This is a genomic window from Mesorhizobium sp. M1A.F.Ca.IN.020.04.1.1 (assembly GCF_003997315.1).
Taxonomy (GTDB): Bacteria; Pseudomonadota; Alphaproteobacteria; order Rhizobiales; family Rhizobiaceae; genus Mesorhizobium.
This window is the reverse complement of record NZ_RZSN01000162.1, coordinates 1-13,419: the sequence shown is the minus strand read 5'-3', so window position 1 is coordinate 13,419 and position 13,419 is coordinate 1. Positions and strand designations below refer to the sequence as shown.

Sequence of the window (13,419 nt, the reverse complement as noted above, 5' to 3'; positions counted from 1 at the left end):
CGTCGAGGCCGAGCCCGTCGACTTCCAGCCTGGTCAGCGCCTCGGCGGCAATGCGTTTATCGACATGGCCGTTTCCGGCGACGGAGGCGAAGTCTCGCACCCGGCGCAACAGACGTCCGGCAATGCGCGGCGTGCCGCGAGCGCGGCGCGCGATCTCCAGCGCGCCGTCGTCACCGAGCGGCATCGAGAGGATGCGGGCGCCGCGGCGCACGATCTGCTCCAGCTCCTCGACCGTGTAGAAATTGAGCCTGACCGGGATGCCGAAACGGTCGCGCAGAGGATTCGTCAAAAGTCCGAGCCGGGTTGTCGCCGCAACCAGCGTGAAGCGGGCAAGATCGATCTTGACCGAGCGCGCCGCCGGCCCCTCGCCGATGATGAGGTCAAGCTGGAAATCCTCCATCGCCGGGTAGAGGATTTCTTCCACCGCCGGATTGAGCCGGTGGATCTCGTCGATGAAGAGCACGTCGCGCTCCTCGAGATTGGTGAGCAGCGCCGCAAGGTCGCCGGCCTTGGCGATGACCGGCCCCGACGTCGAGCGGAAATTGACGCCGAGCTCACGCGCCATGATCTGCGCCAGCGTCGTCTTGCCGAGCCCCGGCGGGCCGACGAACAGCACATGGTCGAGCGCCTCGCCGCGGCTCTTGGCGGCATCGACGAAGACCTTGAGATTGGCACGCGCCGCAGCCTGGCCGACGAACTCGTCAAGCGACTGCGGCCGCAAGCTCTGGTCGGCATCCTCGCCGCGCTTGTCGGGGGCAATGAGACGGGGCGAAAGGCTCATGCGGTCTTCCTTGCATACGGCAAGGACCGGGACAAGCGCCGCCTCACCGCGCCAGTTCCTTCAGGCCGAAGCGGATCAGCTTCGAGGCGTCCGCCCCTTCGCCGGCCGACTTTAGGGCCGTGGCCACCGCATTGGTGGCGATGTCGCGCGAATAGCCGAGATTGACCAGCGCCGAGACCGCGTCGGTGATGGGTGCTGCCGCCACGCCTTCGCCAAGCTCCTGCTTGAGGCCGATCGTGCCGGTGGCGGCGCCCGCATAGGCCGGCGCCTTGGTGCGCAATTCGGTGACGATGCGCTCGGCCACCTTCTTGCCGACGCCCGGTGCGCGCGACACCATGGCGATGTCGCGCAACGCGATCGCATTGGCGAGGTCGGGCGGCGCCAGCGTCGACAGCACGGCCAGCGCCACCTTGGCGCCGACGCCCTGCACATTGTTCATCAAAAGGCGGAACCACTCGCGCTCGAGCGGGGTCTGAAAGCCGTATAGCCGGATCATGTCCTCGCGCACATAGGTCTCGATGAACAGCACCACCGCCTCGCCGGGGGACGGCAGCGCGGCAAGCGTGCGAGCCGAGCAATGGACGACATAGCCGACGCCGTGCACGTCCACGACGCAGGAATCCTCGTCGATCTCATCCAGCGTGCCCTTCAGCTTGCCGATCATGTCCTGGCCTTCATGGATGCGTTTCCGGAGAGACGATTTCGAGGTCGGGAAAATAGCTGCGATAGCGAGGAGCGTCGCGCGTCAATAGGCGGTGACCAGCAACGGCCGCATGAGCACCAATGAAAAAATCCGGCAAGGTCCGCTCTCGAACACCGCCGGCCCGCCGATAACGGGAATGTGCCACCCCAGCCAAGAATGCGGCTTCCCAGGGCAAAAACTCGCGATCCATTTCAAGCCTCTCGGCTGCTTTCCTCAGCATTGCTTCGGAAGCAACAAGGGGAGCAAGCTCGGACCAGACGATGCTGTTGATGACCAACGCGCCATCGCGTCGGCAGGAGATAATCGCGGACGAAGACCATTCCGTCAGCGGCCCAGCCGGACCCCAGACGTCAATGAGCACGTTTGTGTCAATCAACGTCGAGATTTTCACGTGGTCCCCTCAACCACTCCATGTACTCGTCCGTCGTCATGCCGCCCAAATCCAGCGTCCCCTCCATCTTGCCGAGGACCTCTTTGAATTTGCGGGCAGCTTCCTCCTCCGAAATGTTTTCGTTGACGGCGACAAGCCGGGCGCCCTCGTCCGTAGCCACGAACTGGACCTCCGAACCCGGGCCTATGCCCAAGTGGTCCCTTATTTGTTTGGGGATCGTGACTTGCCCTTTGGTGGTCACACGCATGGTAATACTCCGAAGGTATTACTTACTGCGCAAATGAGAACAAGTCAAGAACACTACCCGGCCAGCGCCGCCATTCGGTAGGCGACGCTTTGACGGTGATGCGCATGACATATGGCGATGGCCAGGGCATCGGCGGCATCGTCGGTCTCGAACACCGCTTTCGGCATCAGCACTTTCACCATCATATGGATCTGCTTCTTCTCGCCGTGACCGACGCCGATCACCGCCTTCTTGACCGCGTTGGGCGCGTATTCCGCGACCGCCAGCCCGGCGCGCGCCGGCACCAGCATGGCGATGCCGCGCGCCTGGCCGAGCTTCAGCGTCGCTGTGGCATCCTTGTTGACGAAGGTCTGCTCGATCGCCGCCTCGTGCGGCATGGCCTGGTGCAGCACCTCGGCGAGCCCATCATGCAATTGGCAGAGCCTTGTTGCGAGCGGCGCCTTGTCGTCGGAACGCACGGTGCCGGAGGCGACGAAGCGCAGCGAATTGCCGAGGCTCTCGACGATGCCCCAGCCGGTGCGCCTCAGGCCCGGATCGATGCCGATGATGCGAATCGCTTCCCCCATGCGCCAAGTCTAACCGCGGCGCATGGCGATGCCAGTGAATTGTGAACAAACCAGAAACAGCCTGTGCAAGGCGGGGTGCTTCAGAATTCGGTCCGATGAGTCATATGGCGGCGTTTTCAAGAACCGGTGCGGAGCGTGCTTTGGTACGCGAGGACCGGACGCGCAAAAAACGGCGCCAGATGGCCATCAGAGCGTGCGGAGCAGCCTGTTAGCCGCGGGCGAAGGCCGTGTTCAGCAAGCTGATCTGATCGGAGACCGGGTTGGCGCGGCGGGTGGCGGCCGGCGTGTCGTTCATGGCGCCGCCGTAGATCTCCTCGTCCATGCGCTTCACCAGCGCCTGCAGGCGCAGCGACCGGCTCACCAGGTCCAGGAAGTCCTTTGGCAATTCGCTCCAGCCCAGCGCCTCGTCATGCGCGGAGGCGGTATCGAGCCGCACCTTGGATTTTTCCGAGGCGACCTGGTCGCGGGTCATCTCGCCGGAATTGGCCGCGCGCTGCAAAAGCAGCCAGGAGGCGACCTGCATCAGCCTCGTGGTAAGACGCATCGATTCGGCCGCATAGAGCGTCGCCGCCGTGCGCGACAGCTTCTTGGCTTCGAGCCTGCCCTTGCCGTCAAGATATTCGGCCGCCTGTTCGACCAGGCCCATGCCCTCCTGGTAAAGCGGCTTGAAGGATTGGGAGAAAACCCGGCGTTCCGCGAGCTTTATGGTTTTCGCGCTGCCCTTCGAAGGCTCGTTCATCGATACGCCCCTGCACTGCCGCAAGCCGATTCGGCATCCTTGCCGATACGGCCTGCACCCTTAAACGACTGAGGCTTGAAAATGCGCTTCGATGCCCATGAAGGCAAGCGCATGTTTAACAAACGGTTAACGCCGAGGCGCGCTGCCCGCCGGCGGCCAACGGGCAAAAAAAGAGCCGCGGATAAGGCGGCTCTCAGGAGTTTAACAGGGAGGCGTCAAACAAAGTGGCTCCAACCACTCGGTAAGAATCCAGACAAACTGGATGGTCCTAGTAAACGCCTGTAAAGCTTAATGAAGCCTTAACGCCGCGCGGAATTTTCAAGCGAACGGACTTTTCCTGTGCCGGAACGGGACGGCCCGACTCCTCCCGCGCCATCAAGCCCTGGATGCATATGGTGGCGCCGAAACATCGGCCCCGCCGCCGCGACATCGTTTCGAAACACGCTCCGCGCTAAACGCCCGCTCCTCTGGGCTGGCGCAGTCGACGCCGTCACCGATCAAGAAATGCAGGAGCACACCATGGACTGGTATTCGATCGTCAAATTCCTTCACGTCGTCTCGGCCATCCTGTGGGTCGGCGGCGGCTTCGTCCTGTTCCTGCTCGGCGTGCTCGCCGAGCGCGCCGGCAACATCCAGGACAAGCTGCAAGCGATGCGGGCGAGCGGCGAGCTCGGCGGCCGCTTCTTCGCGCCGATGTCGATGCTCACCCTGATTTTCGGCCTGATCATGTGCGGCTTCTGGGTTGGCTTTTCCGACCTGTGGATCATCATCGGCCTTGTCGGCTACGCCACGACCTTCTCGATCGGCATGCTCGTTTTCAAGCCGACCGGCGAGCGGATGGGGGCCATGGTCGCCAAGGAAGGCGTGACGCCGGCGGTTCTCGCCATCGCCCAGCGCATGATGCGCTGGGCGCGTTTCGACTACGCGGTGATGCTGGTGATCATCGCCGACATGGTGCTGAAGCCTACGCTTCACGACATCGGCATCCTCGCCGGCATGGTGCTGGTGATCGCATCCGGCGCAGCGCTTGCGCTTGGCGGCGGCCGCCAGCTGGTGCCGAGCGCCGCTTGATCCTTCTGTAGCGGGCGGCGCCGGTGCGCCGCCCTGCCCATCACATCAGGCCCGCAATACCGTCCCAGAGCAGCTTGAGCGCCACCACCGCCACCGTCGCGTATGTGAACGGATAAAACACCTCCGGCCGCATGCGGCGCACCAGCCAGGCGCCGGCGATGGTGGAAAGCGGCGCCAGCGGCATCAGCGCAAACGATGCGGTGAGATTGGCGCTGTCGAACTGGCCAAGCGCGAAATAGGGAATGAGCTTCAGCGCGTTGGTAGCGGCGAAGAAGATCGCCGCCGTCCCTGACAGCACCTTCGGGTCGAGCCGGATCGGCAGCGCGTAGACCTGGAAGGGCGGGCCGCCGACATGGGCGACGAAGCTGGTGAAGCCCGCAACGATGCCCCAGAACGCCGCCGCGATGCGGTTCGGCTCCACCTCGTGGTCGGCGCCGTGGCGAAACTGCAGATAGATCCAGCGCAGGACGAAGACCAGCGCGACCGCGCCGACGATCAGCCGCACCATTTCCTCCGTCACCAGGGCCGCCGTCAGCCAGCCGAGGCCGATGCCGATGACGGCGCCGGGCATCATGTCGACCAGCATCTTGCGATCATAGACGCCCCACCATGTCCACACCGAAACGATGTCCATCAGGCAAAGGATCGGCAGCAGGATGGCCGCCGCCTGCACCGGCGGGATGGCCAGCGCCATCAGCGGCACGCCGACGAAGCCCACGGCGCCGCCGAAGCCCCCCTTCGACAGGCCGACGAGGATGACCGCCGGAATGGCGGCGGCATAGAACCAGGGATCGCTGAGCAGGCCTGACATGGGAGAGACGGCGACAAGAAACGGCTGGAGGATGGCGGGAGACTTGCAATAGACCACAAAGCGAAAGACCGCGATAGCCGAAGCGCGCCCGTCAGCCGGTCGGCCCGCGATCAACTGTCCGTAATCCGGCCTGCCGAGTTTGCGGCTGGCGGCGGGCCATGCATAAGGTCACCCGCCCAGCATGAGGTTTGACGATGAGCGAAGTCCTGATCCGCCGCGCGGACAAAGCCGATCTTGCGGCGATCGTCGCGATGCTTGCCGATGACGCGCTTGGCCGCGCCCGCGAGAATGCAAGCGTGCCTTTGGCGCAAGCCTATCAGGACGCCTTCGCGACCATAGACGGCAACCCGAACCATTTCCTGGCGGTGATGACGGACGGCGCCGAAGTCATCGGCACCTTGCAGATCAGTTTTATCCCAGGCCTGTCGTTGCAGGGCGCTTGGCGCGGCCAGATCGAGGCGGTGCGCGTCGCGGCGAGCCGGCGCGGAGAGGGGCTCGGGCATAGCCTGCTGGAATGGGCGATCGAAAGATGCCGCGAGCGCGGCTGCAGGGTGGTGCAACTGACGACCAACAAGAGCCGGCTCGACGCGCACCGCTTCTACGAACGGGTCGGCTTCAAGGCGAGCCACATCGGCTACAAGCTGGATCTTTGACGCACCCGCGCCGGCGATGCCGCCGACCTCTCATCGTCGCGCCTGAACCAGAAGAAACATCGGCCGCTCGACCTCTTTGGCCAGTTCAGGCCTGGCGGCGATCTGCCCTTCAGTTGGACAGAATTCCTCCACGCGGCCGATGGTGAACCCGGCCTGGATCAGGTTGTTGAGCGTGGTGCCGAGTGTGCGGTGGTTCTTCACCACGCCCTCGGAGAACCAGTCGGTCGTGCGCGGCCCTTCCACCAGATACTGATCGACGGGCCAGACGTTCCTTCCTGCGGCGTCCACGGACCAGCCCGGATTGCTTGGAGCCATGAAGATCGGATGCTCCGTCGAGAAGACGAAGAACCCGCCAGGGACCAGGGCCTGGTAAACCGTCGCGAACAGCCGCGCGGCATCGCTGACATAATGCAGGGCAAGCGAGCTATAGGCGAGGTCGAAGCGCGCCTTCGGCAAACTGAGCTCGTCGAGGTCGACGCGCTCATAGGCTATGGCTTCGTCGGAGCCGGCGGCGCGTGCTCGGGCGAGCATCCTTTCCGACAGGTCGAGGCCCAGAACCTGCTTGGCTCCGTGCGCCCCTGCCCAGCGGCAGAACCAGCCGAAGCCGCAACCGAGATCGACGATGCTTAGACCACCCACCTTCGGCAGCATGGCGCGCAGAACCGGCCACTCGGGCGCGCCGTCCAACCCTTCCACCGAACGATGCAGACGGCTGTAGCCTTCGAAGAAATCGGCCTTGTCGTAGATATTTTGCGCCATGCTCTTCCCGTGCTTTCAATTGCTAACGGTCGTTTCGTTAGCGTCCATCAGCAGCTTCAACAGGCCGTCTGTCAGTCCTTGAAGATTGGCGCAAGCCGCTGCTGCCGCGACGCTTTTCAGCGGCGATCTTCGCCCGCCTCCTGTTCAAGCCGGACGCTTTGCTCTATGCCGCAATGCCACCATGTTCGCCCGGCATAGGCGAAAACCGGGATCGAAGACCGATGAATGAAGCAACCCCGCCCAATCGCTGCCGAATCGTGCTGATCGCGCCGCCGCTTGTGACTCCCGAGCACATCTGCACCGCCTTCGACGGCGGCGACGTCGCCTCGCTGATCCTGCCCGAAAACGGCATGGATGACGCCGCCTTCCAGGCCTTCGCCGAGAAGATCGTGCCGATCGCGCAGGCCGCCGGCGTCGCCGTCATCGTCGCCGGCGACAGCCGCATCGCCGGCCGCGTCCATGCCGACGGCATCCATGTCGAGGCAAACCGCCAGGAACTGGCCGAGACGATCGAGCGCTTGGCCGACAGGATGATGGTGGGGGCGGGCGGCGCCAAGACCCGCGACGAGGCGCTGGAGCTCGGCGAGGAGCGGCCCGACTACATGTTCTTCGGCCGCTTCGGCTATGACAACAAGCCCGAGCCGCACCACCGCAATCTCGCTCTCGGTGAATGGTGGGCGCAGATGATCCAGATTCCTTGCATCGTGATGGCCGGCTCCGAGCTTGCGTCGGTGGAAACGGTAGCGGCCACCGGCGCCGAGTTCGTGGCGCTCTCCAGCGCCGTCTTCGCCGACGGACTCGATCCGCGCGCGGCGGTCGCCGCGGCCAACGCGCTGCTCGACCAAATCGCGCCGCGCTTCGAGGACTGACGTGCGCTGGCCCAGGCTTTCCTTCGCGGCGTTGGCCGCGGCCTTGACGATCCAGGCGGCCGCTGCGCTGGCCGCCGAGACCCCGCCGGTGCCGCAGCCCAGACCGGACACGACCACACCCGACACGAGCGCGCCGGATACAAGCGCCCCTGCTAGCGGCGCCCCGAATACAAGCATTCCGAATATAAGCGCCCCAAATACCGGCGCCCCGAATGCTGCCGCCCCGAATACTGGCGCGGCCCATGCCGATAAGCCGATCGAAACACCGCTGCCACAGCCGGCAACGCTTCAACCGCCATCGGCCGATACCATCAATCCCGATCGCTTCGGCGCCAAGCTCCCGGACGCCGCCTACGGCGCCTTCCAGCGCGGCCTCTATAAAACCGCCTACAACCTTGCCATGGTGCGGGCCAAGAACGGCGACCCCGCGGCGCAGACACTGGTCGCCGAGATCCTGTCGCGTGGGCTGGGCGTGCCGCTCAACGCGGCAGAGGCCGCGAAATGGTATGGGCTCGCCGCCGAGCAGGGCGTGCCGGAGGCGCAGTTCCAATATGCGCTGATGCTGCTCGACGGACGCTATGTGAAGAAGGACGCCAAGGAAGCCTATGCGCTGATGCAGGCCGCCGCCGAGGCGGGCAACCGCCTGGCCCAGTTCAACTTCGCCCAATTGCTCGTCCAGCAGGATCCGGGCGATGCCGGCATCGCCAAGGCGGCTGTGTATTATGAGCGCGCCGCCAGTACCGGCCTTGCCGACGCCGAGTACGCGATGGCGCAAATCTACGCCAACGGCGCCGGCAGAAAACCGCGCGACGACGCCAAGGCACGCACCCTGCTGGCGCAGGCCGCCCGGCAGAACTACGACACCGCGCAACTTGACCTCGCCGCATGGATGATCGAGGGGCGCGGCGGCGATCGCGACCTGAAATCGGGCTTTGCCTGGATGAGGCGCGCGGCCGAAGGCGGCAATGTCGCCGCGCAGAACCGCCTCGCCAAACTCTATATGGGCGGCATCGGTACCGACCCCGATCTGATCCTGGCCGGAGCCTGGTATATCGTCGCCCGGCGCGCCGGGTTGATCGACCCGCAGATGGACGATTTCCTGCAAGGCCTCGACGACGGTCAGACCAAGCAGGCGCTGCAGAAGGCGAACCGGCTGCCCTGAAAAGACGGCTCACGGCATCGGCCATCTCCATGAGCGTTCGCGACGCCCTCCCTTGCCACTCAATGCGATTTGTGGTCTTGGAGGCGCCAAAGCGCGCTCCGCGCCAAAAATCTCATTCCGGATCAGTTCAACATGGCCAAGATCAGTGGCAGCGAAATCCGTCCCGGCTATGTCATCGAGCATGACGGCGGCCTCTGGGTCGCGGTCAAGACCAACACCGTGAAGCCCGGCAAGGGCGGCGCCTACAACCAGGTCGAGCTGAAGAACCTGATCAACGGCACCAAGCTCAACGAGCGCTTCCGCTCGGCCGAGACCGTCGAGCAGATCCGGCTGGAGATGAAGGATTTCTCCTTCCTTTACGAGCAGGGCGACGCGCTGGTTTTCATGGACACCGAAAGCTACGAGCAGCTCGAACTGAACAAGGATTTCGTCGGCGAGCGCGCCGCCTTCCTGCAGGACGGCATGATGGTCACGGTCCAGCTCTACGAGGAGCGGCCGATCGGCATCTCGCTGCCCGACCAGGTGACGCTGACCATCACCGAGGCCGACCCCGTGGTGAAGGGCCAGACGGCGGCGTCCTCGTACAAGCCTGCAGTGCTGGAAAACGGTGTCCGCGTCCTGGTGCCGCCCTTCATCTCGGCCGGCGAGCGCATCATCGTCGACACCAACGAGATCACTTACGTGCGTCGCGCAGAATAAAACGGCCAACACAGGAAGAAGAAGAATGGCGCGTTCCGCTCTCCTCAATGTCATGGTCCAGGCCGCGATGAAGGCCGGCCGGTCGCTGTCGCGCGATTTCGGCGAGGTGCAGAACCTGCAGGTCTCGATGAAGGGGCCTGGCGACTATGTCAGCCAGGCCGACCGCAAGGCCGAAGAGATCGTCTTTACCGAACTGTCGAAGGCGCGGCCGGGCTACGCCTTCCTGATGGAGGAGCGCGGCGCCGTCGACGGCGAGGACGGCCAGCATCGCTGGATCGTCGACCCGCTCGACGGCACGACCAACTTCCTCCACGGCATCCCGCTCTTCGCGGTCTCGATCGCGCTCGAGCGCCAGGGCCAGATCGTCGCCGGTGTCGTCTACAATCCGGCCATGGACGAGCTCTATACCACCGAGCGCGGCGGCGGCGCCTTCATGAACGACCGCCGGCTGCGCGTCGCCGGACGCGCCAAGCTCACCGATGCCGTGATCGGCTGCGGCGTGCCGCATCTTGGGCGCGGCCAGCACGGCAATTTCCTGATCGAGTTGCGCAATGTCATGGCCGAGGTCTCGGGCGTCCGCCGCCTTGGCTCCGCCTCGCTCGATCTCGCCTATGTCGCGGCCGGCCGCATGGACGGGTTTTGGGAAGCCAACCTTTCGGCCTGGGACATCGCCGCCGGCGCCCTGCTCATCCGTGAAGCGGGCGGCTTCGTTTCGGATATGGATGGCGGGCAGGACATGCTGGAGGCCGGCTCCATCGTCGCCGGCAACGAGCTTATCCAACGCGCCCTCTTGAAGACGGTAAAGAAGCCGCTGGCTGCGCGCTGAAGCGCGCTATCGCATCACCCCGAAATCGGAATCGATTTCGCAGACCTCCGGTTCGGAACGGATAAGCGCAAATCAAAGGGCTGCAGCCCCCTTTGCGCGTCGAAAGGACGCGCGGCGGGCTCGTCGCAAAACCGCAACCGAAGCTTGAAATACTGATCCGCGACTGCCCAGATTATGGTTGCAGGATCATTCATGAACGACGCTCGCGCAAATACATCGATCGAAATCCCCTTTGTCGGCCGTTGGCACTATTCGCGCGCCGAGATGATCGCCGATGGCATCGTCCATGCTGTAGGCATCGTGCTGGCGATCGCCGCCGGCTCGGCCTTCCTGGCTTTAGCCGCCTTCCATTCCGGCCCGGGTGAGTATGTCGCCGCCGTCTTCTACGTTGTGTCGCTGCTCACCGTGCTGTCGATATCGCTGGCCTATAATTTGTGGCCGATATCGTGGCCGGCGAAGTGGATCCTGCGCCGCTTCGACCATGCCGCGATCTATTTGCTGATCGCCGCCACCTACACGCCTTTCCTGACCCAGCTGCACACGTCCGCGCTTGCCGTGCCGATGATCGTTATCGTGTGGAGCGCGGCGGCAATGGGCGTCGCCATCAAGATGTTCCTGCCCGGGCGCTATGACCGGCTGGCGATCCTCTTTTACCTCGCCATCGGCTGGAGCGGCGTCGTGCTCGCCGGACCGCTGGTCGCGACGCTGCCGCCTGCCTCCGTCATGCTGCTGCTCGCGGGTGGCATCGTCTATTCATTGGGCGTCATCTTCTTTGCCTGGAAAGGCCTGCGTTTCCACAATGCCGTCTGGCATGGCTTCGTCGTCACCGGCGCCGGGCTGCACCTGGCCGCCATGGTCGACTGTCTGGTCATCAGCCGTTTTTGAAACGACCCGCGCGGGGCGATATTGTCAAGCACCATTCAATTTGGTCACAATTCCGTTTAGAGTCGCGGCAATTCTGCGGCGGGTGGCATCGGAAACGGGGCACGGATGGCTTTTCTCAGATCCTTCGGCAGGCGCTCGGATGTCCTGGTCTACGATCCGCACAAACTGTCGAGCCCGCAGGTCTTCCTGCTCACGATGGTGATCTTCCTGGTCATCGTCGCCTTCATCGCCGCCATCCTCACCCGCCAGATCTCCTCCGCCTTCTCCAGCAATCCCGGCCTCAACGGGCTGATCATCGGCGTGCTCGCCGTCGGCATCCTGCTCGCCTTCGCCCAGGTCGGCCGGCTGTTCAGAGAGGTGCGCTGGGTCAACTCCTTCCGCGCCGGCTCCGAGACCACCGAGCCGGTGCTCCTGGCGCCGATGAAGGCGATGATCGGCCGCTCGTCGACGATCGCCTTCTCGACCTCTTCGATGCGCACCATGCTCGATTCCATCGCCACGCGCCTCGATGAAAGCCGCGACACCTCGCGCTATCTTGTCGGACTGCTGGTGTTTCTCGGCCTGCTCGGCACCTTCTGGGGCCTGCTCAACACCATCGCCTCAATCCGCGAGACGATCGAGGCGCTCGACCCCGGCAGCGGCGATGCCGCCGCCGTACTCGACGCGCTCAAGCAGGGCCTCTCGGCGCCGCTCGCCGGCATGGGCACGGCCTTCTCGTCCTCGCTGTTCGGCCTGTCCGGCTCGCTGGTGCTCGGCTTTCTCGACCTGCAGGCCGGCCGCGCCCAGACCCGCTTCTACACCGAACTCGAGAACTGGCTGTCCTCGGTCACCGATCTCTCGTCCGATATCGTCGTGTCGGAATCGGCGCGCGCCGAGCCGTCGGAGGAGATCCGCCTGCTGTCGGAACGGCTGCGCAGCCTGCAGGAAAATGGCGGCGGCTCCAACCCGCGCGTCGCCACCGCTATGGCCAACCTGGCGGACGGCATTTCCGGACTGGTCAAGAACATGCGCTCCGAACAGCAGATCATGCGCGACTGGGTCGAGGCGCAGTCGGACGAACAGAAGGCGATGCGCAACACGCTGGAAAAGATCGCTGATGCCCTGAAGAAGACCGGAGTGCACTGACGTGGCGCTGGCAAGGCGGCGCGCCGATCGCCGCATCGACTACTGGCCCGGCTTCGTCGACGCGCTGTCGACGCTTCTGCTCGCCATCATGTTCCTGCTGACGGTCTTCGTGCTGGCGCAATTCCTGCTCAGCCGCGAAATCTCCGGCAAGGACACCGTGCTCAGCCGCCTCAACTCGCAGATCAACGAGCTGACGCAGTTGCTGGCGCTGGAGCGCTCGAACAGCCAGGACAAGGAAGATACGCTCGCCAATCTGCAGGCCTCGCTGTCGGCGGCGGAGGCGGAAAAGAGCCGCCTTCAGCAATTGCTGGAACAGGGTGCCGGCGCCGGCGACGCGGCCAACAAGCGGGCGGACGCGCTGTCCGGCGAACTCAGCAACCAGCGCCAGATCAGCCAGCAAGCGCTGAGCCAGGTCGAGATCCTCAACCAGCAGATCGCGGCACTGCGCAAGCAGATCGCGGCGCTCGAGGACGCGCTCAACGTGTCCGAGCAGCGCGACCGCGAGTCCAACACCAAGATTGCCGACCTCGGCCGCCGCCTGAACGTGGCGCTGGCGCAGCGCGTCCAGGAACTCAACCGCTACCGTTCCGATTTCTTCGGCCGGCTGCGCGAGATCCTCGCCGACCGCGAGAACATCCGCATCGTCGGCGACCGCTTCGTCTTCCAGTCGGAAGTGCTGTTCCCGACCGGCTCCGACGAGATCAACGATGCCGGCAAGGTCGAGATGAAGAAGCTCGCCGATGCCGTCATCGAGCTGCAGAGGGAAATCCCGCCCGAGATCAGCTGGGTGCTGCGCGTCGATGGCCACACCGACAACAAGCCCTTGTCCGGCACCGGCCGCTATCGCGACAATTGGGAGCTGTCGACCGCCCGTGCGACCTCGGTGGTGAAGTTCCTGATCGAGAACGGCGTGCCGGCGAACCGGCTGGTAGCCGCCGGCTTCGGCGAATTCCAGCCGCTTGATCCGGCCGACACGGATGAGGCGCGCAGCAAGAATCGCCGAATTGAACTGAAGCTCACCGAACGTTGATCCGGCATAACGCGAACTCACGCGAATTTGTTCGCAGGCTCAACTCTAGCGCGCAGAAGCTCGCCGGCAAGGCCTGAAAACATTATCTTTTTTTAATTACAC

The 13,419-nt window shown here is 64.4% G+C and carries 17 protein-coding genes; 9 read left to right on the top strand and 8 right to left on the bottom strand.

Features of this window, described 5'->3' with window-relative positions; all coding sequences use genetic code 11:
- From ruvB to EOA49_RS25215, 6 genes are all read right to left on the bottom strand, one after another.
- A partial coding sequence (ruvB, locus tag EOA49_RS25240) for a Holliday junction branch migration DNA helicase RuvB (RefSeq protein WP_127243416.1) occupies positions 1-781 on the bottom strand: 781 nt, incomplete at its 3' end.
- Positions 782-824: 43 nt separating this feature from the next.
- A complete protein-coding gene (ruvA, locus tag EOA49_RS25235; protein WP_127240166.1) occupies positions 825-1,445 on the bottom strand; it encodes a Holliday junction branch migration protein RuvA in 621 nt (206 codons plus the stop codon).
- A gap of 10 nt (positions 1,446-1,455) precedes the next feature.
- Positions 1,456-1,875 (bottom strand): type II toxin-antitoxin system VapC family toxin, encoded by a 420-nt coding sequence (locus EOA49_RS25230; RefSeq protein WP_082980671.1) that lies wholly within the window; start codon positions 1,873-1,875, stop codon positions 1,456-1,458.
- Positions 1,853-2,122 (bottom strand): AbrB/MazE/SpoVT family DNA-binding domain-containing protein, encoded by a 270-nt coding sequence (locus EOA49_RS25225; protein ID WP_067319466.1) that lies wholly within the window; start codon positions 2,120-2,122, stop codon positions 1,853-1,855. Before EOA49_RS25225 ends, EOA49_RS25230 begins: the two co-directional genes overlap by 23 nt.
- A 53-nt stretch (positions 2,123-2,175) precedes the next feature.
- A complete protein-coding gene (ruvC, locus tag EOA49_RS25220; RefSeq protein WP_067001770.1) occupies positions 2,176-2,688 on the bottom strand; it encodes a crossover junction endodeoxyribonuclease RuvC in 513 nt (170 codons plus the stop codon).
- 208 nt (positions 2,689-2,896) lie between these two features.
- Complete coding sequence (locus EOA49_RS25215; protein ID WP_095824088.1) at positions 2,897-3,427, bottom strand: DUF1465 family protein; 531 nt, start codon at positions 3,425-3,427, stop codon at positions 2,897-2,899.
- Between the two features lie 519 nt (positions 3,428-3,946).
- On the opposite strand from EOA49_RS25215, the gene EOA49_RS25210 reads away from it, so the two are divergent.
- Positions 3,947-4,498 (top strand): DUF2269 family protein, encoded by a 552-nt coding sequence (locus EOA49_RS25210; RefSeq protein WP_127240165.1) that lies wholly within the window; start codon positions 3,947-3,949, stop codon positions 4,496-4,498.
- 40 nt (positions 4,499-4,538) lie between these two features.
- Here EOA49_RS25210 and EOA49_RS25205 read toward each other — a convergent pair whose 3' ends face one another.
- Positions 4,539-5,309 (bottom strand): sulfite exporter TauE/SafE family protein, encoded by a 771-nt coding sequence (locus tag EOA49_RS25205; RefSeq protein ID WP_095799968.1) that lies wholly within the window; start codon positions 5,307-5,309, stop codon positions 4,539-4,541.
- A gap of 194 nt (positions 5,310-5,503) precedes the next feature.
- Here EOA49_RS25205 and EOA49_RS25200 point away from each other — a divergent pair, with 194 nt between their 5' ends.
- Positions 5,504-5,962 (top strand): GNAT family N-acetyltransferase, encoded by a 459-nt coding sequence (locus EOA49_RS25200; RefSeq protein ID WP_127240164.1) that lies wholly within the window; start codon positions 5,504-5,506, stop codon positions 5,960-5,962.
- A gap of 30 nt (positions 5,963-5,992) precedes the next feature.
- Here the strand turns inward: EOA49_RS25200 and EOA49_RS25195 are convergent, their stop codons facing one another.
- Positions 5,993-6,721 carry a class I SAM-dependent methyltransferase gene (locus EOA49_RS25195; RefSeq protein WP_127240163.1) on the bottom strand — a complete coding sequence of 243 codons (729 nt, stop codon included), beginning with the start codon at positions 6,719-6,721 and terminating at the stop codon, positions 5,993-5,995.
- Positions 6,722-6,942: 221 nt separating this feature from the next.
- Here EOA49_RS25195 and EOA49_RS25190 point away from each other — a divergent pair, with 221 nt between their 5' ends.
- The 7 genes from EOA49_RS25190 to EOA49_RS25160 all read left to right on the top strand — a co-directional run bounded on the left by EOA49_RS25190 (position 6,943) and on the right by EOA49_RS25160 (position 13,317).
- Positions 6,943-7,590, top strand: a complete 648-nt coding sequence (locus EOA49_RS25190; RefSeq protein WP_095824195.1) for a thiamine phosphate synthase — start codon at positions 6,943-6,945, stop codon at positions 7,588-7,590.
- 1 nt (position 7,591) lies between these two features.
- On the top strand, positions 7,592-8,752 hold the full coding sequence (locus tag EOA49_RS25185) for a tetratricopeptide repeat protein (protein ID WP_245460793.1): 1,161 nt from the start codon (positions 7,592-7,594) through the stop codon (positions 8,750-8,752).
- Between the two features lie 132 nt (positions 8,753-8,884).
- The gene (gene efp, locus EOA49_RS25180; protein WP_067001754.1) at positions 8,885-9,451 is read left to right on the top strand and encodes an elongation factor P; all 567 of its coding nucleotides are present in this window, start codon (positions 8,885-8,887) and stop codon (positions 9,449-9,451) included.
- Positions 9,452-9,476: 25 nt separating this feature from the next.
- Positions 9,477-10,277 (top strand): inositol monophosphatase family protein, encoded by an 801-nt coding sequence (locus EOA49_RS25175; RefSeq protein ID WP_127240162.1) that lies wholly within the window; start codon positions 9,477-9,479, stop codon positions 10,275-10,277.
- 192 nt (positions 10,278-10,469) lie between these two features.
- The gene (locus tag EOA49_RS25170) at positions 10,470-11,162 is read left to right on the top strand and encodes a hemolysin III family protein (protein WP_164746716.1); all 693 of its coding nucleotides are present in this window, start codon (positions 10,470-10,472) and stop codon (positions 11,160-11,162) included.
- A gap of 105 nt (positions 11,163-11,267) precedes the next feature.
- Positions 11,268-12,287, top strand: a complete 1,020-nt coding sequence (locus EOA49_RS25165; RefSeq protein WP_067319476.1) for a MotA/TolQ/ExbB proton channel family protein — start codon at positions 11,268-11,270, stop codon at positions 12,285-12,287.
- A gap of 1 nt (position 12,288) precedes the next feature.
- Complete coding sequence (locus tag EOA49_RS25160; protein ID WP_067319478.1) at positions 12,289-13,317, top strand: peptidoglycan -binding protein; 1,029 nt, start codon at positions 12,289-12,291, stop codon at positions 13,315-13,317.
- The last annotated feature ends 102 nt before the right edge of the window (positions 13,318-13,419 follow it).